The organism is Pseudomonas sp. CAN1, from assembly GCF_030462585.1.
GTDB lineage: Bacteria > Pseudomonadota > Gammaproteobacteria > Pseudomonadales > Pseudomonadaceae > Pseudomonas.
On sequence record NZ_JASMRU010000002.1, the window covers coordinates 65,968 to 86,103 of the forward strand.

General features: G+C 65.5%; 15 protein-coding genes. 5 read left to right on the forward strand and 10 right to left on the reverse strand.

Annotation, left to right across the window (positions count from 1 at the left end; all coding sequences use genetic code 11):
- The first annotated feature begins 4 nt into the window (after positions 1-4).
- The 4 genes from QO207_RS03275 to hemE all read left to right on the forward strand — a co-directional run bounded on the left by QO207_RS03275 (position 5) and on the right by hemE (position 9,297).
- Positions 5-1,684, forward strand: a complete 1,680-nt coding sequence (locus QO207_RS03275; RefSeq protein WP_301531158.1) for an AAA family ATPase — start codon at positions 5-7, stop codon at positions 1,682-1,684.
- Between the two features lie 449 nt (positions 1,685-2,133).
- Positions 2,134-6,579, forward strand: a complete 4,446-nt coding sequence (gene gltB / locus QO207_RS03280; RefSeq protein WP_301531159.1) for a glutamate synthase large subunit — start codon at positions 2,134-2,136, stop codon at positions 6,577-6,579.
- Positions 6,580-6,608: 29 nt separating this feature from the next.
- Complete coding sequence (locus QO207_RS03285) at positions 6,609-8,042, forward strand: FAD-dependent oxidoreductase (protein WP_301531160.1); 1,434 nt, start codon at positions 6,609-6,611, stop codon at positions 8,040-8,042.
- A 190-nt stretch (positions 8,043-8,232) separates the two neighbouring features.
- Complete coding sequence (gene hemE, locus QO207_RS03290) at positions 8,233-9,297, forward strand: uroporphyrinogen decarboxylase (RefSeq protein ID WP_301531161.1); 1,065 nt, start codon at positions 8,233-8,235, stop codon at positions 9,295-9,297.
- Positions 9,298-9,967: 670 nt separating this feature from the next.
- Here hemE and gabP read toward each other — a convergent pair.
- On the reverse strand, positions 9,968-11,359 hold the full coding sequence (gene gabP / locus QO207_RS03295) for a GABA permease (protein WP_301531162.1): 1,392 nt from the start codon (positions 11,357-11,359) through the stop codon (positions 9,968-9,970).
- A gap of 244 nt (positions 11,360-11,603) precedes the next feature.
- Entirely contained in the window at positions 11,604-12,935 is a 1,332-nt protein-coding gene (locus tag QO207_RS03300) for an MFS transporter (protein WP_301531163.1), read from the reverse strand.
- A gap of 354 nt (positions 12,936-13,289) precedes the next feature.
- On the opposite strand from QO207_RS03300, the gene QO207_RS03305 reads away from it, so the two are divergent.
- A complete protein-coding gene (locus tag QO207_RS03305; protein WP_301531164.1) occupies positions 13,290-14,183 on the forward strand; it encodes a LysR family transcriptional regulator in 894 nt (297 codons plus the stop codon).
- Positions 14,184-14,324: 141 nt separating this feature from the next.
- Here the strand turns inward: QO207_RS03305 and QO207_RS03310 are convergent, their stop codons facing one another.
- Genes QO207_RS03310 through QO207_RS03345 form a run of 8 tightly spaced genes read right to left on the reverse strand, consistent with a single transcriptional unit; the run spans position 14,325 to position 20,120 of the window.
- On the reverse strand, positions 14,325-14,765 hold the full coding sequence (locus tag QO207_RS03310) for an excinuclease (protein ID WP_301531165.1): 441 nt from the start codon (positions 14,763-14,765) through the stop codon (positions 14,325-14,327).
- Between the two features lie 27 nt (positions 14,766-14,792).
- Complete coding sequence (locus QO207_RS03315; protein ID WP_301531166.1) at positions 14,793-15,191, reverse strand: hypothetical protein; 399 nt, start codon at positions 15,189-15,191, stop codon at positions 14,793-14,795.
- A 47-nt stretch (positions 15,192-15,238) separates the two neighbouring features.
- Positions 15,239-16,465, reverse strand: coding sequence for a beta-ketoacyl-ACP synthase (locus tag QO207_RS03320; RefSeq protein WP_301531167.1), 1,227 nt, complete (start codon positions 16,463-16,465; stop codon positions 15,239-15,241).
- Positions 16,465-17,193: a 3-oxoacyl-ACP reductase FabG gene (gene fabG / locus QO207_RS03325; protein ID WP_301531168.1), complete on the reverse strand. Its 729-nt coding sequence runs from the start codon at positions 17,191-17,193 to the stop codon at positions 16,465-16,467. Before fabG ends, QO207_RS03320 begins: the two co-directional genes overlap by 1 nt.
- On the reverse strand, positions 17,190-17,687 hold the full coding sequence (locus QO207_RS03330; protein WP_301531169.1) for a hotdog family protein: 498 nt from the start codon (positions 17,685-17,687) through the stop codon (positions 17,190-17,192). Before QO207_RS03330 ends, fabG begins: the two co-directional genes overlap by 4 nt.
- Positions 17,684-18,907: a beta-ketoacyl-[acyl-carrier-protein] synthase family protein gene (locus QO207_RS03335; protein WP_301531170.1), complete on the reverse strand. Its 1,224-nt coding sequence runs from the start codon at positions 18,905-18,907 to the stop codon at positions 17,684-17,686. Before QO207_RS03335 ends, QO207_RS03330 begins: the two co-directional genes overlap by 4 nt.
- Complete coding sequence (locus QO207_RS03340; RefSeq protein WP_301531171.1) at positions 18,904-19,395, reverse strand: DUF3261 domain-containing protein; 492 nt, start codon at positions 19,393-19,395, stop codon at positions 18,904-18,906. The genes QO207_RS03335 and QO207_RS03340 overlap by 4 nt, the downstream gene beginning before the upstream one ends.
- A 2-nt stretch (positions 19,396-19,397) precedes the next feature.
- The gene (locus QO207_RS03345; RefSeq protein WP_301531172.1) at positions 19,398-20,120 is read right to left on the reverse strand and encodes a class I SAM-dependent methyltransferase; all 723 of its coding nucleotides are present in this window, start codon (positions 20,118-20,120) and stop codon (positions 19,398-19,400) included.
- Positions 20,121-20,136: the final 16 nt, after the last annotated feature.

Genomic DNA, 20,136 nt, shown 5'->3' on the forward strand with positions numbered 1-20,136 from the left:
TCCCATGTCCAGCTTGCATGCCGATGAGGCCTTCCTGGCCCACTACCAGTTCAGCCACGATCCGTTCGCACCGCGGGTTCCGGGCTTCAAGTTCTTCCCGGCGCAGCGCAAGCCCGTGCTGGGCCAACTGCACCACCTGGCGCGCTACAGCCAGCTGCTGCTGGCCGTCACCGGCCCGCTGGGCAGCGGCAAGACCCTGCTGCGCCAGGCGCTGGTCGCCAGCACCAACAAGGACGCCGTCTCCAGCGTGGTGATTTCCGGTCGCTCGGTGACCGACGAAGCCACCCTGCTGCGCCAGCTCGCTCAGGGCCTGGGCATCACCCAGACCAGTATCGAGGCGATTCTTGCCAAGGTCGCCCAGCTGGCGATCACCGGCCAGGACGTCTACCTGCTGGTGGACGATGCCGAGCAACTGCGCGACGACGCCCTCGAAGTCCTCCTGTTGCTGGCCGCCGGCAATTCCGAAGCGCGCCTGCACGTCTTCCTGTTCGGCGAGCCGGAGTTGCTGTCGCGCCTGGAGGTGCTCTCCGAAGGCGAAGAACGCTTCCACGCCATCGAGCTGCAGCCTTACAGCGAGGAAGAAACCCGCGAGTACCTGGCACAGCGTCTCGAGGGCGCGGGGCAGGGCATCGAGCTGATCTCCGCCGACCTGCTGGCCGATATCCACGAACAATCCGGTGGTTGGCCGGGCACCATCAACCAGACCGCCCGCGACGCGATGATCGAAGCCATGCTGGCCGACCGTAGCGGCGAGCGCAAAGCGGCCGGCGCCGGCTTCAAGCTGCCGAAGAAGCACCTGGCAATCCTTGGTGTGGTGGCCATCGGCGTCATCGCCGCGTGGTTCATGCAGGGCAAGACCAGCAAGCCGGAAACCGCGAGCAACACCGCCGCGCAGAGCTCCTCGCAGCTGCCGCTGGGCGGTGCCGCCCCGCAGCCCGGCGCACAGCCGCAACCGGACGCCCAGGGTAGTGGCCCGGCGGTACAGTTCGCCGGCTCCAACCAGCCGCTGCCGTTGCCGCTGGTGGGTGAAAGCCAGCCGGTGATCCGTGAGCCGATGGCCCAGGCCGGCGGCCAGGAAGATGCCGATGACGGCGGCATGCCGTCCGCGGCCATTCCGCCGACCGTGACCACCTCCGCTCCGCCGGTGACTCCGCTGGCCAACAACGGTCCCAAGCCGCTGAACCCGGTGCCTGCGGCTCCAGTCCAGCAGCAGGCCGCTGTTCAGCCGACTCCCGCTCCTCGTCCGGAGCCGGTCAAGCCGGCCGCCACCGCACCGGCCAAGCCTGTCCAGGCCGCCAAGCCGGCAGCGACCAAGCCTGCTACCACTGTTGCCAGCGCCAAGCCGGCAACCGCTGCCAGCAAGCCTGCGGCCGCGGCCGGTGGCAGTGCTGGCGGCAGCAGCTGGTACCAGTCCCAGGCTGGCTCGCGCTACTCGGTGCAGGTGCTGGGTACCGGCTCCGAAGCCAGCGCCAAGGCCTTCATCAGCCAGCAGGGCGGTGGCGACTACCGCTACTTCCGCAAGAACCTGCAGGGCAAGCCGTTCTACGTCGTGACCTACGGCAACTTCGCTGATCGCACTGCCGCACAGGCGGCGATCAAGAAGCTGCCGGCGAAGATCCAGGCTTCCAAGCCCTGGGCGCGTCCGTTCTCCAGCATCCAGCAGGACATCGCCGGAGCCCGCTGACAGCCCGTCATGTCGCAAAAATGAAAAAGCCGGAGCCCCGCAAGGAGCTCCGGCTTTTTTCTTTTGCACTGAACTTTCAAAAATGCGACATTCGGTGTCGGCAGTGCGTCAAAAAAAACAGTGACGGCGCAATCTGCGTGTGTACAATGACCTCCCTTTGCCTATCGGAAACTTGCCGCTTGAGCGAGTAGACAGGCGAAGTGCTTGAAGAGGGTCTGCTGACGTTTCGTCATGGCCAGTACCGGAACCGCCGCTGCGTTGGGTAAGACGCGGCACATCGGGCGCTCCGGTCATTCCAGGTGAACCAGGGGCAATAGCGGCGCTGCACGGTAGATGCGGCCCGAGCCTTTGGGTTGCGCGGGAATCGAGCCAGCAACGGCGAAACAGGGCGATGGCGAAACGTCAGCAGACCCTGGAATTTATAAAAGTTTTGCCGGTGAGAGTTCCCTATGAAAGCAGGTCTGTACCATCCTGAGACGTTCAAGGATAACTGCGGATTCGGTCTGATCGCCCATATGACGGGCGAGGCAAGCCACGAACTTCTGCAAACCGCCATCGAAGCACTGACCTGCATGACCCACCGAGGTGGGATCAACGCGGACGGGAAAACCGGGGACGGCTGTGGGCTGCTGATCCAGAAGCCCGACCAGTTCCTGCGCGCCGTGGCCAAGGAGTCCTTCAGCGCCGAGCTGCCCACCCAATATGCCGTGGGCATGGTCTTCTTCAACCAGGATCCGGTGAAAGCCGAAGCCGCCCGCGCGAACATGAATCGCGAGATCGAGCGTGCCGGCCTGAAGCTGGTCGGCTGGCGCAAGGTGCCGATCGACACCAGCGTCCTGGGTCGCCTGGCGCTGGAGCGCCTGCCGCAGATCGAGCAGGTGTTCATCGGCGGTGAAGGCCTGTCCGACCAGGAATTCGCGGTCAAGCTGTTCAGCTCCCGTCGCCGCTCCTCCGTGGCCAACGCCGAGGACGCCGACCACTACATCTGCAGCTTCTCGCACAAGACCATCATCTATAAGGGCCTGATGATGCCGGCGGACCTCGCCGCCTTCTATCCGGATCTCTCCGACGAGCGCCTGAAGACCGCCATCTGCGTCTTCCACCAGCGCTTCTCGACCAACACCCTGCCGAAATGGCCGCTGGCCCAGCCGTTCCGCCTGCTGGCGCACAACGGCGAGATCAACACCATCACCGGCAACCGCAACTGGGCCCAGGCCCGTCGCGCCAAGTTCGCCAACGAGTGGATGCCCGATCTCGACGAGCTCGGCCCACTGGTCAACCGCGTGGGTTCCGACTCCTCCAGCATGGACAACATGCTCGAGCTGATGGTCACCGGCGGCATGGACATGTTCCGTGGCCTGCGCATGATCATTCCGCCGGCCTGGCAGAACGTCGAGACCATGGACGCCGACCTGCGCGCGTTCTACGAATTCAACTCGCTGCACATGGAGCCGTGGGACGGCCCTGCCGGCGTCGTGCTGACCGACGGCCGTTACGCCGTCTGCCTGCTCGACCGCAACGGCCTGCGTCCATCGCGCTGGGTCACCACCAAGAACGGTTACATCACGCTCGCCTCGGAAATCGGCGTGTGGGACTACAAGCCCGAGGACGTCATCGCCAAGGGCCGCGTCGGCCCGGGCCAGATCCTCGCGGTGGACACCGAGACCGGCCAGCTGCTGCAGACCGAGGACATCGACAACCGCCTGAAGTCGCGCCACCCGTACAAGCAGTGGCTGCGCCAGAGCGCGCTGCGCATCCAGGCCACCCTGGACGATGACCAGGGCGTGGCCAGCTACGACGGCGACCAGCTCAAGCAATACATGAAGATGTTCCAGGTCACCTTCGAGGAGCGTGACCAGGTGCTGCGCCCGCTCGCCGAGCAGGGCCAGGAAGCGGTCGGCTCGATGGGCGACGACACCCCGATGGCGGTGCTGTCCAAGCGCATCCGCTCGCCGTACGACTACTTCCGCCAGGTCTTCGCGCAGGTCACCAACCCGCCGATCGACCCGCTGCGCGAAGCGATCGTGATGTCCCTGGAAACCTGTCTGGGCATCGAGCAGAACATCTTCGAAGAGTCCCCGCACCACGCCAACCAGGCGATCCTGACCTCTCCGGTGATCTCCCCGGCGAAGTGGCGGACCCTGATGAACCTGGAGCGTCCGGGCTTCGACCTGCACCACATCGACCTGAACTACGACGAGTCCGTCGGCCTCGAGACGGCCGTGCGCAACATCGCCGACCAGGCCGAGGAAGCCGTGCGCGCCGGCAAGGTGCTGCTGGTGCTGTCCGACCGTCACATCGCCCCCGGCAAGCTGCCGGTGCATGCGGCCCTGGCCGTCGGCGCCGTGCACCACCGCCTGGTGCAGACCGGCCTGCGCTGCGACTCCAACATCCTGGTGGAAACCGCCACTGCCCGTGACCCGCACCACTTCGCGGTGCTGGTGGGCTTCGGTGCGTCTGCGGTCTACCCGTTCCTCGCCTACGAGGTGCTGGCCGACCTGATCCGTACCGGCGAAGTGCTCGGCGACCTCTACGAGGTCTTCAAGTACTACCGCAAGGGCATCTCCAAGGGGATGCTGAAGATCCTCTCGAAGATGGGCATCTCCACCATCGCCTCCTACCGTGGCGCCCAGCTGTTCGAGGCCATCGGCCTGGCCGACGAAGTCACCGGCCTGTGCTTCCCGGGTACCCCGAGCCGCATCCAGGGCGCGCGCTTCCTCGACATCGAGAACGAGCAGAAGCTGCTGGCCAATGAAGCCTGGAACAACCGCAAGGCGATCCAGCAGGGCGGCCTGCTGAAGTTCGTCTACGGCGGCGAGTACCACGCCTACAACCCGGACGTGGTGAACACCCTGCAGGCCGCCGTGCAGCAGGGCGACTACGCCAAGTTCAAGGAATACACCGCGCTGGTCGACCAGCGTCCGGTGTCCATGCTGCGCGACCTGCTCAAGGTGAAAACTTCCGAGCAGCCGCTGAGCCTGGACGAGATCGAGCCCCTGGAGTCCATCTTCAAGCGCTTCGACGCCGCCGGCATCTCTCTCGGCGCACTGTCGCCGGAGGCCCACGAGGCCCTGGCCGAAGCCATGAACCGCCTGGGCGGCCGCTCCAACTCCGGTGAAGGTGGCGAAGACCCGGCGCGCTACGGCACGCTGCGCAGCTCCAAGATCAAGCAAGTAGCAACCGGCCGCTTCGGTGTGACCCCGGAATACCTGGTCAACGCCGAAGTCCTGCAGATCAAGGTGGCCCAGGGCGCCAAGCCCGGCGAAGGCGGCCAGCTGCCCGGTGGTAAGGTCAACGGCCTGATCGCCCGCCTGCGCTATGCAGTGCCCGGCGTGACCCTGATCTCGCCTCCGCCGCACCACGACATCTACTCCATCGAAGACCTCGCCCAGCTGATCTTCGACCTCAAGCAGGTCAACCCACAGGCGCTGGTCTCGGTGAAGCTGGTATCCGAGCCGGGCGTCGGCACCATCGCCGCCGGCGTGGCCAAGGCCTATGCCGACCTGATCACCATCTCCGGCTACGACGGCGGTACCGGCGCCTCGCCGATCACCTCCATCAAGTACGCCGGTTCGCCGTGGGAACTGGGCCTCGCCGAGGCGCACCAGACCCTGCGCGGCAACGACCTGCGCGGCAAGGTCCGGGTGCAGACCGACGGCGGCCTGAAGACCGGCCTGGACGTCATCAAGGCGGCCATCCTCGGCGCCGAGAGCTTCGGCTTCGGCACCGCGCCGATGATCGCCCTGGGCTGCAAATACCTGCGCATCTGCCACCTGAACAACTGCGCCACCGGCGTCGCCACCCAGAACGACAAGCTGCGCAAGGACCACTTCATCGGCACCGTGGACATGGTGGTGAACTTCTTCACCTTCATTGCCAGCGAAACCCGTGAGTGGCTGGCCAAGCTCGGCGTGCGCAGCCTGGAAGAACTGATCGGCCGTACCGACCTGCTGGAAATCCTGCCGGGCGAGACGCCCAAGCAGGGCAACCTCGACCTAACGCCGCTGCTGGGCAGCGACTTGATTCCGGCCGAGAAGCCGCAGTTCTGCGAAGTCGAGAAGAACCCGCCGTTCGACCAGGGCCTGCTGGCCGAGAAGATGGTTGAGCTGTCGCGTTCCGCCATTCAAGGCGCCAAGGGCGGCGAGTACGAACTGGACATCTGCAACTGCGACCGTTCCATCGGCGCGCGGATTTCCGGCGAGATCGCCAAGGTCCACGGCAACCAGGGCATGGCCAAGTCGCCGATCACTTTCCGCTTCAAGGGCACTGCGGGCCAGAGCTTCGGCGTGTGGAACGCCGGCGGCCTGCACCTGTATCTGGAAGGCGACGCCAACGACTACGTCGGCAAGGGCATGACCGGTGGCAAGCTGGTCGTTACCCCGCCCAAGGGCAGCCCGTTCAAGTCGCAGGAATCGGCCATCGTCGGCAACACCTGCCTGTACGGCGCCACTGGCGGCAAGCTGTTCGCCGCCGGCACCGCGGGCGAGCGTTTCGGCGTGCGCAACTCCGGCGCCCACGCCGTGGTTGAAGGCACCGGTGATCACTGCTGCGAGTACATGACCGGCGGCTTCATCTGCGTGCTGGGCAAGACTGGCTACAACTTCGGCTCCGGCATGACCGGGGGCTTCGCCTATGTCCTGGACATGGACAACACCTTCGTCGACCGCGTGAACCACGAGCTGGTGGAAATCCAGCGCATCAGTGGCGAAGCGATGGAAGCCCAGCGCAGTCACCTGCGCAAGGTACTGGTCGAGTACGTAGAAGAAACGGCGAGCGAGTGGGGCGCGAACGTCCTGGAAAACCTGGACGACTACCTGCGTCGGTTCTGGCTGGTGAAACCCAAGGCTGCAAGCCTGGGCTCGCTGCTGTCCAGCACCCGTGCCAACCCGCAATAAGCGCCTGAAGTTGTTGATGAGGTCACGAAATGTCTGAACGTATGAATTCTGATCGCCTGAACAATGACTTCCAGTTCATCGAAGTCGGGCGCAAGGATCCAAAGAAGAAACTGCTGCGCCAGCGCAAGCGCGAGTTCGTGGAAATCTACGACCTGTTCAAGCCGGCGCAGGCCGCTGACCAGGCGCACCGCTGCCTGGGCTGTGGCAACCCGTACTGCGAGTGGAAGTGCCCGGTGCACAACTTCATCCCCAACTGGTTGAAGCTGGTCTCCGAAGGCAACATCCTCGCTGCCGCCGAGCTGTCCCACCAGACCAACACCCTGCCGGAGGTCTGTGGCCGGGTGTGCCCGCAGGACCGCCTGTGCGAAGGCGCCTGCACCCTGAACGACGGCTTCGGCGCGGTCACCATCGGCTCGGTGGAGAAGTACATCACCGACACCGCCTTCGCCATGGGGTGGCGCCCGGACATGTCCAAGGTCAAGCCCACCGGCAAGCGCGTCGCCGTGATTGGCGCAGGCCCAGCCGGCCTGGGCTGCGCTGACGTGCTGGTGCGCAACGGCGTGACCCCGGTGGTGTTCGACAAGAACCCGGAAATCGGTGGCCTGCTGACCTTCGGCATCCCCGAGTTCAAGCTGGAGAAACAGGTGCTCTCGCGCCGTCGCGAAGTGTTCACCGGCATGGGCATCGAGTTCCGCCTGAACACCGAGATCGGCAAGGACATCACCATGGAGCAGCTGCTCGATGAGTACGATGCCGTGTTCATGGGCATGGGCACCTACACCTACATGAAAGGCGGCTTCCCCGGCGAAGACCTGCCCGGTGTGCACGACGCGCTGGACTTCCTCATCGCCAACGTGAACCGCAACCTGGGCTTCGAGAAGTCGCCGGAAGACTTCGTCGACATGAAGGGCAAGCGCGTCGTGGTACTGGGCGGTGGTGACACCGCGATGGACTGCAACCGCACCTCCATCCGTCAGGGTGCGAAGAGCGTGACCTGCGCCTACCGCCGTGACGAAGAGAACATGCCCGGCTCGCGCAAAGAGGTGAAGAACGCCAAGGAAGAAGGCGTGAAATTCCTCTTCAACCGCCAGCCCATCGCCATCGTCGGCGAGGACAAGGTGGAAGGTGTGAAGGTGGTCGAGACCCGTCTCGGCGAGCCGGACGCCCGCGGCCGTCGCAGTCCCGAGCCGATTCCGGGTTCCGAGGAAATCATCCCGGCCGAAGCCGTGCTGATCGCCTTCGGCTTCCGCCCGAGCCCGGCACCGTGGTTCGACCAGCACCAGGTGGAAATCGACAGCCAGGGCCGCGTCATCGCTCCGGCCGCTTCGCAGTTCAAGCACCAGACCAGCAACCCGAAGATCTTCGCCGGTGGCGACATGGTCCGCGGTTCTGATCTGGTGGTGACCGCGATCTTCGAAGGCCGCACCGCCGCCGAGGGAATCCTCGACTACCTCGGCGTCTAAGCCGGACCTGTAGGAGCGAGCTTGCTCGCGAATCTGGCCCCGCAGCGGGGTTTGTTCGCGAGCAAGCTCGCTCCTACGAAGAGCACAGCCAGTGCGGCAGAATGCCGCGATGGACGAAAGGCACGGCACCCGCCGTGCCTTTTCTTTTGGGCTTTGCGAAAATACCCGCACTTTTTTGCCGGATGCCGTTATGACTGCCTTGAAGAACGATCGCTTCCTCCGCGCCCTGCTCAAGCAGCCCGTCGATGTCACCCCTGTCTGGATGATGCGCCAGGCCGGCCGCTACCTGCCGGAGTATCGCGCCACCCGCGCCAAGGCCGGTGACTTCATGAGCCTGTGCATGAACCCGCAGATGGCCTGCGAAGTGACCCTGCAGCCGCTGGACCGCTACCCGCAACTGGACGCGGCGATCCTCTTCTCCGACATCCTCACCATCCCCGACGCCATGGGCCAGGGCCTGTACTTCGAGACCGGCGAAGGCCCGCGTTTCAAGAAGGTCGTCAGCAGCCTGGCCGACATTGAAGCCCTGCCGGTCCCTGATCCGGAGAAGGACCTGGGCTACGTGATGGACGCCGTGCGCACCATCCGCCGCGAGCTGAACGGCCGCGTGCCGCTGATTGGCTTCTCCGGCAGCCCCTGGACCCTGGCCACCTACATGGTTGAAGGCGGCTCCAGCCGCGACTTCCGCAAGTCCAAGGCGATGCTCTACGAGAACCCGCAGGCCATGCACGCGCTGCTGGACAAGCTGGCGCAGTCGGTCACCAGCTACCTCAACGGGCAGATTCTGGCGGGCGCGCAAGCGGTGCAGATCTTCGATTCCTGGGGCGGCAGCCTGTCGGCGGCGGCGTACCAGGAGTTCTCGCTGGCCTATATGCAGAAGATCGTCGATGGGCTGATCCGCGAACACGAAGGGCGCCGCGTGCCGGTGATCCTCTTCACCAAGGGTGGCGGCCTCTGGCTGGAATCCATGGCCAACACTGGCGCCGAAGCCCTGGGCCTGGACTGGACCTGCGACATCGGCAGCGCCCGTGCCCGCGTCGGTGACAAGGTGGCCCTGCAGGGCAACATGGACCCGGCGGTGCTCTATGCCAAGCCGGAAGCCATCCGCGCCGAAGTGGCGCGCATTCTCGGCGCCTTCGGCAACGGCAATGGCCACGTGTTCAACCTCGGCCACGGCGTTACTCCGGAAGTCGATCCGGCTCATGCTGGAGCGTTCTTCGAGGCGGTGCACGAGTTGTCGGCGCAGTATCACTGAGTCTGATGCTGGATTGAAAAAGCCCCGCAGATGCGGGGCTTTTTTGTGTCTCGTGCAGGCCTGCGAAGTGGGCTATCTGTAGGAGCGGAGCTTCTCCGCGATGCTTTTTGCGTTGGGTTCGGAGTTTCAGCGCCGCTTCGGCGTGCGCGCGGATTCCCTGTTTCGCCCCCTCGGGCGAGTCCCTTTTGGCAAACGCCCCAAAAGGAACCAAAAGGTCTTGCCCCGGACATCCGGTTTTTCGCTTAGGCGAAAAATACCCTCGTTGAAACGAAGTTTCAGGGGCACGCTGCGAAGGGCCGTCCCTGGCCCATCGCAGCTCTCGCGACATCCATGTCGCTCAACCCCTGAAACTCCGCTTCAACGAGGCCTCCTGAACGGGGCGTTCGGAGTGCGCTGAGGTTTATCTGGAAGTCTTCAAGAGCCAGAGCCCGGGCATTGGCTCTTCGTAGGATCGAGGGGGACACCTAGTTCTTGCTCGCGAACCGCTCGGCGCCGACCGTCTTCTGCAGAAGCAGGTCATGCCCCGTATGAATGCCGATATGGGCGTAGGAGCGGACTTTGTCCGCGATCGGCCAGAACGGCACGACGCTCCACGACGCAATAAAAAAGCCCCGCTCTGCAGCGGGGCTTCTTCATTCCCTCAAGGAGCCTCAGGCTCCCTCAGAGCGGATCACGCAGCATCGCCCACCAGGCCGGCGGCGCGCTGGGATTTGCGGAGGTTGGACACCAGCAGGCCGGAGCAGACCACCACGACGGTCAGCAGGGTGGTGGCAACCACTTCCATGCGGTGATCCGGGCGGATCAGCATGGTCACCAGGGCGCCGACGATGAAGATGATCACCGCCCAGGTCAGCCAGGGGAACAGCCACATCTTCAGCTTCAGCTCATGGCCCTGGGCGAGCAGTTTCTTGCGCATGCGCAGCTGCGACATGGCGATCACCAGGTACACCAGCAGGGCGATGGCGCCAGAGCTGGCCAGCAGGAAGTTGAACACTTCGGCCGGGGCCAGGTAGTTGGCGAAGGTGCACAGGAAGGCCATGGCGGTGGACAGCAGCACGGCGTAGACCGGGGTGCGGCTGGCGCTGGTCACCTGGGCGATCTTCGGCGCGTCGCCGCGCTTGCTCAGCGAGTACATCATGCGCGAGGCGGTGTAGAGCGCCGAGTTCAGGCAGCTGGTCACTGAGACCAGCACGATGATGTCGACGATCAGCTTGGCGTACGGGATGTGCAGGTGTTCCAGCACGGTCTGGTAGGAGCCCATGCTCACCAGGCGCGGGTCGTTCCACGGCACCAGGCAGACCACGATCAGGATCGACAGCAGGTAGAACAGTGCGATACGCCAGATCACCGAGTTGGTAGCACGGGTGATCTGCTGCTCCGGGTCCTTGGACTCGGTGGCGGCGATGGTGACGATTTCCGAGCCCATGAAGGAGAACATGGTGGTCAGCAGCGCGGCCAGCACGGCGCCCCAGCCCTTGGGCAGGAAGCCTTCGCTGGTCAGGTGGCCGATGCCGGAGACTTCGCTGTTGGGCGAGAAGCCGAAGATGGCCGCGCAACCCAGCACCAGGAAGGCGATGATCGAGACGACCTTGATCAGCGCCAGCCAGAACTCGAACTCACCGTAGTTCTTCACGCTGAACAGGTTGGTCACGGTCAGCGCGGAGGTGATCAGGAAGGCCAGGACCCAGATCGGCGCGCCGGGGAACCAGGCGTGGATGATGGCTGCGGCGGCGTTGGCTTCCAGCGGGATTACCAGGACCCAGAACCACCAGTACAGCCAGCCGATGGTGAAACCGGCCCAGTGGCCGATGGAGCGGTCGGCGTAGGTGGAGAAGGAGCCGCTGTCCGGCTGCGCGACGGCCATTTCGGCCAGCATGCGCATCACCAGGACCACCAGCAGGCCGGCGATCAGATAGGAAACCATGACGGCAGGGCCGGCTTCGGCGATGGCGTGGCCGGAGCCCACGAACAGGCCCGCGCCAATGGCACCGGCAATCGAAAGCATCGTGACGTGACGATTTTGCAGGCCCTGGGACAGGCCGGAGGTTGGGGTGCTGCTCATGCTTTACCTACAACTACGGAGGGAATTGCGTACTGCGGGAGTCGAGGTCCGTTTCAGGATTCCAACAAGTCGTTCGAGATCATGAACGCAAGGATCGCGCCACATTCTGTTACGACTTAAGTCGTAGGTTGGGAATTTCACCCACAACGCCCCCGCAGGGGGGCGTTGTCGGATCTGAGATAAATGTCTTTGTACGACTGTTCCATGTCGTTTTTAGATATGCATATCTCTTTGTGTGTAGAAACTACCCATTCTTGCGAGTGGCGGGAAGGTCGCGCGGTAACACTGCCAGGCGCGCCAGGTGCAGCGCCACCAGCAGGCCGATGCCCAGCAGGCCGGCGATGAACAGGCCGACGCCGTTCCAGCCGTACTGGTGCCAGAACAGGCCACCAGCAGTACCGGCGACGCTGGAGCCGGTGTAGTAGCAGAACAGGTACAGCGACGACGCCTGGCCCTTGGCCTTGAGGGCGCGGCGGCCGATCCAGCTGCTGGCAACCGAATGCGCGCCGAAGAAGCCGAAGGTGAACACCAGCAGGCCGACCAGCACCAGGGCCAGCGGCTGCAGCAGGGTGATCAGCACGCCGCCGAGCATCAGCGCGATCATCGCCCAGAGCACCTTGCGCCGGCCCAGCTTGTCCGCCAGCGAACCGACCCAGGCCGAGCTGTAGATACCTGACAGGTAGACCAGCGAGAGCACACCGACGATGGCCTGGCTCAGGTGGTAGGGCTCGGCCAGCAGGCGGTAGCCGATGTAGTTGAACAGGGTGACGAAGGCGCCCATCAGCAGGAAGGCTTCGAGGAACAGCCAGGGCAGGCCGGCGTCGCGGAAGTGCCCGGTGAAGCCCTCGATGAGCCGGCGCGGCTGCAGCGGCGCGGGGCGGAAGTTCTTCGATTCGGGCAGGATGCGCCAGAACAGCAGCGCCGCCGCCAGGGCGAGCACGCCCAGGGTGGCCAGCGCGACGTGCCAGTTCACGTAATCCACCAGCACGCCGCTGATCAGCCGCCCGCTCATGCCGCCGATGGCGTTGCCGCCGATGTACAGCCCCATGGACAGCCCGATGTGCTGCGGGTGGATTTCCTCGGAGAGGTAGGTCATGCCCACCGCCGCCAGGCCGCTGAGGGCCAGGCCGAGCAGCGCGCGCATGGCCAGCACGCCGTGCCAGGTCGGCATCAGCGAGCTGCCAATGGTGAACAGGGCGGCGAGCACCAGCGAGGCGACCATGATCGACTTGCGCCCGATGGCGTCGGAGATCGGCCCGGTGACCAGCAGGCCGAAGGCCATGGTGATGGTGGAGATCGACAGCACCAGGCTGCTCTGCGCGGCGGTCAGCTCGAAGGCCTTCGACAGCACCGGCATCATCGGCTGCACGCAGTAGAGCAGGGCGAAGGTGGCAAAGCCGCCGGAGAACAGCGCCAGCGATGTGCGCATGAATTCCGGGGTGCCTTTCTCGATGTAGGTTTCGATTTCTTCGACGGCGCGCACCACGTCGCCGTTGGCTTCGCGTGCGCTCTCCAGCAGATCGGCCGGCTCGTTGGCGGCGACTGGTTCACTAACGGCAGCCGGATCGGCCGCCATGGAATGTTCTTCCCGCAAAGCCCGCAGGGCAGGTTGACTCACGACACACCTCTGGATGGTAAAGCTGGGGGTTGGTGACAGCAGAGGACCTGGAATGGCGGCAAAGGCCCGCGCGGCCAGGCAAGGAGCAGGTTGGTAGTCGTTATTGGGCTTGTGTGGAAAGGATAAGGAGCGGGCTTTATTATTTCCAATATATTAATCGACACGTTTGATTCGTTTTGCGAATCGTAGATTTTGGACGCGATACATAGTGGGTTCGCGAGCAAGCTCGCTCCTACAAGTTGATGCCAGCGCGCTCTTCGTAGGAGCGAGCTTGCTCGCGAACCGCACGGCACGATTCCCTGCGAGGGCACCATGGAACTGCGACACCTGCGCTACTTCATTGCGGTCGCCGAGGAACTGCACTTCGGCCGCGCCGCCGAGCAGCTGGGGATTTCCCAGCCACCGCTGAGCCAGCAGATCCAGGCGCTGGAGGAAGAGATCGGCGCGCGCCTGCTGGAGCGCACCAACCGCCGGGTGGAGCTGACCGAGGCGGGGCGGCTGTTTCTCGACGAGGCGCGGCAGATTCTCCAGCGCGTGGATCGCGCCGTGCTGCTGGCACGCCGCGCGCACCAGGGCGAGATCGGCGAGCTGCGGGTCGGCTTCACCGCCTCGGCGCCGTTCACCTCCAGCATTCCGCGCGCGATCCTGGCGTTCCGTCAGGCCTACCCGGATGTTCATCTGGACCTGCAGGAACTGAGCAGCGGGCAGGCCGTACAAGCCTTGCTGGAAGAGCGCGTGCAGGTCGGTCTGATTCGGCCGATCCCGCTGCCGGAAACCCTGGAAGCGGTGGAGTTGTTCAGCGAGCCCCTGGTAGCAGTGCTGCGCGCCGATCACCCGCTGGCCCAGGACAGCCAGGCTGGCATCGAGCTGGCCGAACTGGCCGAGGAGCCTTTCGTGTTCTTCCCGCGCAGCTACGGCACCGGCCTCTACAGCCAGCTGATGACGCTGTCGCGCCAGGCCGGATTCAGCCCGCGCATTGCCCAGGAGGCGGGCGAGGCCATGACCATCATCGGCCTGGTGGCAGCGGGGCTGGGGGTGTCGATGCTGCCGGCGTCGTTCCGTCGGACGCGGGTGGATGGCGTGGTCTACCGCACCTTGAGCGATCCGGGCGCGACCAGCTCGGTGTGGCTGGTGCGGCGGCGCAACGAGACCTCGCGCCTGGCGCAGTCGTTCGTCGACCTGGTGACCCAGCAAATCCAGGCCTGACCCAGGCACATCAGCGGATAACGCCGGAGGCGTTATGCGCCCTACGGGTGGACCGGATTACGTAGGGCGCATAAAGCGGAACGCTTTATCCGCCGATGCCCAAAGCCGGGCACGGCGGACAGCGCTGCGGGAGACAGCGGTTTACTTGGCGTAGTCGCCCTTCAGCGCGACCCCGGCGATGACCGCACCGGCGTGGCACTCGAACTGCTGGGCGTCCTTGTACTCGTTGCGCTTGTAGTAGCTGACGATGTTGGTCACGGCGCTGGCGCCGGCCTTCTTCGCCGAATCCTGCAGGGTGATCAGCGCCGATTGCAGCGCCCAGCGGCAGGCTTCCTCGTCGCTCTTGTTGAAGGCATTGGTCTTCTTGTTGGTGATGGCGCCGGACTGCACCACCTTGAGCTTGTCGCCCGCGGGGTTGCCCGCCAGGTAGAACTTCACGCTGCCATCGAGCTTGCCGCTCTTCACCGCCTCGGCGACGACGGCGTCAAACGGCAGGTGCAGGGTGGTGTCGCGGGCCTGGCTGATGCCGGGGATGGAAGCGCAGAGCGCGAGGGCGAGCGCCCCGAGGGTCTTGCGTTGCATGGATCGACTCCTTGTCGATGAGTGGGATCAGTTGCTCGGCGGGGCGAGGTGCAGGTTCTGCAGGATCTTGTTGTTGAGGATGGTGACCCACTTGTTGTAGTTGCGGTGGATCTGCCCGTCCTTCTCGTCCAGGCCGCTGCTGCTGCGCAGCTTGATGGAGTACTGCTGGCTGCTGTAGGGGATGCTGATCTCGGCGTGGTGGCGCTCACGCACGGTGATCTGGGCATAGATGACGCTGCCGGAGTCCTGTTGCACGGTCCATTTCTGTTCTTCCAGCGCATCGTGGATCGCCGCCTGCACCTGCACCGAGGTGCGGTTGCTGTCCGCCGGCAGGTTCTGGTCGATGCTTTCTACAGATTGGGTGGTACAGCCGACGGCCATCGCGGTGGCCACGCACAGCAGTAGGCTGCGGATCAGTCGGGACATGGCTTGCTCTCCTTGCAGGGTCGTTGCTCGTAACGTCGAGGTACGCCTCAGCGCCAGCGCTTGAAGATCAGCGAGGTGTTGATGCCGCCGAAGGCGAAGTTGTTGTTCATCACGTACTCGTTGTTCATCGCGCGCGGCTCGCCCCGCAGGTAGTCGAGGTCGCCGCAGCGCGGGTCGATCTCGTCCAGGTTGAGGGTGTGCACATAGCGATCGCTGTTCATCATCTCGATGCTGAACCACGACTCCAGCGCGCCGCACGCTCCCAGAGTGTGGCCCAGGAAACTCTTCTGCGAGCTGATCGGCATGCGATTTCCGAACAGTTCGCTGGTGGCCAGGGTCTCGGCGATGTCGCCCTGCTCGGTGGCGGTGCCGTGGCCGTTCACATAGCCGATGGCGTCGGGCGCGAGGCCGGCGTCTTCCAGCGCTAGCTCCATCGCGCGGCGCATGGTCGATTGCTCCGGGCGGGTGGTGTGCTGGCCGTCGGCGTTGCTGCCGAAGCCGACGATCTCGGCGTGGATATGGGCGCCACGTGCCAGGGCGTGTTCCAGTTCCTCCAGCACCAGCATGCCGGCGCCTTCGCCGATCACCAGGCCGTCGCGACCGCTGTCGTAGGGGCGCGGTGTGGTGTGCGGGGCGTCGTTCTTCAGGCTGGTGGCGTAGAGTGCGTCGAACACCATGGCCTCGGTCGGGCACAGCTCCTCGGCGCCGCCCGCGAGCATCAGCGGCAGGCGGCCGAAGCGGATGGCCTCGTAGGCGTAGCCGATGCCCTGGCTGCCGCTGGTGCAGGCGCTGGAGGTGGGGATCACCCGGCCGGTGAGGCCGAAGAAGATGCTGATATTCGCCGCCGTGGTGTGCGGCATCATGCGCACGTAGGAGTTGGCGTTGAGGCCGTCGGCCACCGAGTTCAGCAGCATGTTGCCGAATGCCTTGATCTCGTCGGTGCTGCCGGTGGACGAGCCGCAGGCCACGCCCATGCGGCCGTCGCGGATGGACTCGTCGCCCAGCAGCCCGGCATCGGCCAGCGCGCGTTCGGCGGCGCCCACCGACAGGCGCGAGACGCGGCCCATGCTGCGCAGCTGCTTGCGGGTCCAGTGCTTGGGCACCACGAAGTCCAGCACCGGGCCGGCCAGGCGGGTGTTCAGTTCGGTGAAGCGGTCCCAGTCGTCCATGCGGCGGATGCCGCTCTGGCTGGCGCTGAAGTTCGCCTCGATGCTCGCCCAGTCCGAACCCAGGGAGGTGATGCCGGACATGCCGGTGATGACCACGCGCTTCATCAGCACAGCCCTCCGTTGACCGCCAGCACCTGGCGGGTGATGTAGCCGGCCTCGGCCGACATCAGGAAGTTCACCGCGCCGGCGACTTCCTCCGGGGTGCCCATGCGCTGGGCGGGGATCATCTTGAGGATTTCCTCCACCGGCACCTGCTCATCGAGCATGGCGGTGTCGATCAGCCCCGGCGCCACGCAGTTCACGGTTATTTTCCGCTTGCCCAGCTCGATGGCCAGCGCCTTGGCGGCGCCGATCACGCCGGCCTTCGAGGCGCTGTAGTTGACCTGTCCGCGGTTGCCGATCAGTCCGGAAACCGAGGTGATGCAGACGATGCGTCCCGGCTGGCGGCGGCGGATCATTGGCATCATCACCGGGTGCAGGACGTTGTAGAAGCCGTCGAGGTTGGTGCGCAGCACCTGGTCCCAGTCTTCCTCGGTGAGTGCGGGGAAGGCGCCGTCGCGGGTCAGGCCGGCGTTGCAGACCACGCCGTAATAGGCGCCGTGGGCTTCCACGTCGGCTTCGAGGATGTTGCGCGCGGCTTCGCGGTCGGCCACGTCGAACTGCAGCACGCGGGCGCTGCGGCCGAGGGCCTGGATTTCGGCCTGCACGGCGTCGGCTTCGGCGCGGCCGCTGCGGCAGTGCAGCACCAGGTCGAAGCCGGCCCGGGCCAGGCGCAGGGCGATAGCGCGGCCGATGCCACGGCTGGAGCCGGTTACGAGGATGGAGTCAGTCATACGCTTGGCTCTTTCGGCTCTCGGTTCTCGGTTTTCTGATCAGCGAGAGAAGGTTCTTGTAGGTAGCTGGCAACCTCTGGCGGGCGGAACACGGTCAGGCGCGCCAGCGCCTTGATGTCCGGCCCTTCCAGATGGCATTCGAAGACGCCCATGCCGTTGTCGTCCTGCAGGGTGCGGATGGCATGGATAGTAATTTGCGCGCCGGCCGGGAAACTCGCCACGTCGCACTGGTACTGGCGGGTGCCGAGCAGGAAACCCAGCTCCACCGGCTCGCCGCGCGAGCGCGCCTGGCAGCCGGCGTAGGCGGCGACGCTCTGTGCCATCAGCTCCACGCCGACCCAGGCCGGCAGGCTGCCGTCGGCTTCGTTGAACAGACCGCCGGGGCGCACCGTCAGGCGGGTGCGGATGTCCTCGTCGCCGAAGTCGAGGACTTCGTCGATGAGGATCATGTCGCCCGCGTGGGGCAGCAGCGAGGCGATCGGCCAGTCGATCATCGGGTCACTCCAGAATCCTTGCTCATCTCGCCCAGGATCAGGCTGATGTTGTTGCCGCCGAAGGCGAACGAGTTGCTCATCAGGTAGCGCGGGCCGGCGTCCGGCAGACGCGGCGCGTCATCGCTCACCAGGTTCAGCTTCGGCAATTGTGCATCGGCGACGCCATCCCAGCGCTGCGGCGGCAGGCGCCGCTCGGGGTTGTGTTCGCCCAGCAGCAGCCAGCAGAACGCCGCTTCAAGCGCGCCGGCGGCGCCGAGGGTATGCCCGGACAGCGGTTTGGTCGAGGAGCAGGGCACGCCGGCGGGAAACTCGGCGCTGACGGCGAGGCTCTCCATGGCGTCGTTGTGCACTGTCGCGGTGCCGTGCAGGTTGAGGTAGGCGATCTGCTCGGGCTGCAGGCCGGCTTCGGCCAGCGCCTTGCGCATCGCCTCGCGGGCGCCGCGGCCCTGCGGTTCGGGGGCGGAAATATGGTGCGCGTCGGAACTGGCGCCGCAGCCAAGCAGCGCCACTGCGCCGGGCTCGCGGGTCATCAGGAACAAGGCGGCGCCTTCGCCGATGTTGATGCCCTGGCGATTGGCGGAGAACGGGTTGCACGGTTGATCCGACACCGCCTCCAGCGCGCCGAAGCCGTTCAGCGTCAGCTCGCACAGGCTGTCCACGCCGCCGCACAGCACCGCGTCGCACAGCCCCAGGTCCAGCAGCCGCCGGGCGCTCTGCAGGGCGCGCCCGCTGGAGGTGCAGGCAGTGGAAATCACGTAGGTCGGGCCGGCCAGTTCGTAGTGGTCGGCGAGGTACACGGCCGGGTCCGACAGCTCCTGGTGCGAGTAGTGGAAGCCTTCGGGCAACCGCCCGTGCAGGCTGTGGTGGCGTACGCCCTGGGTGGTTTCCTGGATGCCCGAGGTGCTGGTGCCAAGCACCACCGCCACACGCGCCGCACCGTAGCGCTGGATGGCTGCGCGGATGGCCGGGTCGATCTGCGTGGCGGCGGCCAGCAGCAGGCGGTTGTTGCGGGTGTCGTGGCGCTTGTCGGGGATCGCCGCCAGGCGCGCCTTCACCGTGCCCACCGGCAGGCTGCGGCCCGGCACCCAACCGGCCTGCACCTGCATGCCGGCGGATTCGCCTGCCAGCAGCGCGGCGGCCACTTCGCGGCGGTCGTTGCCCAGCGCGCAAATCAGGCCCAGCTCGTTCAGATAGCTCACGTTGCGGTGCGTGGCGGTCATGGTGCGGCGCTCTCGCTGTTCAGGGGCGTCACCTGGTATCGGATGTCGGCGGATTCCAGGGTGAAATCCTGCGCCGAACGGTAAGTGATCTTCCAGCCCTGTTGCAGTTGGCGGGTGGCGCCATCCGTCCGGTAGTCCGCCGGCTGGTAGTGCGCGGCGAGCTGGTCCGGCGGGGTGAGGGCGAACAGCAGCACGGCGAACAGCTCGCGTGCTTCCGGGTTGGGCGGCAGCAGGCCGTCGTTGCTCCATTCGCCGTCGCGCAGCAGCTGGCGCGACAACGGGATGCCCAGCGGATCGATCAGCGACCAGCGCAACGTGGCGCCTTCCTGTTGAATGACCAGCAACCAGTCCTGGCTGGCGCCCGCCTGTTCGCGCTGGATATGCAGCTGCAGCGGCGTCGCCAGCGGCGGCAATGCCGACGGTAGCGGCGCATGCTGGGCGCAACCTGCCAGCAGCAGGACCAAGGCGAGACTCAGCCAGCGGATCATGCTCAGCGGCTCTCCAGGGGCTTGCGCACCACGGCGTTGACCAGGGTTTCCTCGCGCTGACCGAACGGCTTCGGCTTGCGCAGGCCCCAGCGTTCCAGCAGGCCGAAGTCCCTGGCGCGGCTCCACCACAGGTAGGGGTAGGAGACGTTCTTCTCGCTGAACTCGAAGCCCTGTTCGCGGAGCATCTGCAGGTACTGCGCGGCGCTCTTCTGCACGTGCATCGGGTGGCGGAAGAACCAGCGGATCACCCAGGTATCGATGTACGCCTCGGTGGACTCGGCGAACAGCAGCAGGCCGCCCGGCTTGAGCACGCGCCAGAATTCCTGCAGCGCGCGCTCCTGCTCCACCAGGTGGTGGAAGGTCTGGTGGCAGAACAGGATGTCGACGCTGGCCGAGGGCAGCATCAGGTCCGCGCAGTCGGCGCAGTTGAGTTCCACCTCGACGTTCTCCCGCGCCGCTTCCACGGCCGAGCAATCGAGGCTGTGCGGGTCGGCGTCGAGGCCGATCAGGCGGCCGGGCTTGAAAGCCTCGCGCAGCAGGCGAAACGAGCGGCCCTGGCCACAGCCGGCGTCGAGCAGCACCGGGTTGGCCGGGATGTCCCAGCTGACCAGGCGCTTCAGATCGTTGATCGCCACGCGCAGCACGTGGTGCTGCCAGGTGTGGCTTTGCAGGAACCAGAAACCGAAGCGGGTTTCCTCGACATAGGTGTTGGCGGGGCGAGTCATGACAGTCCTTGTCCTT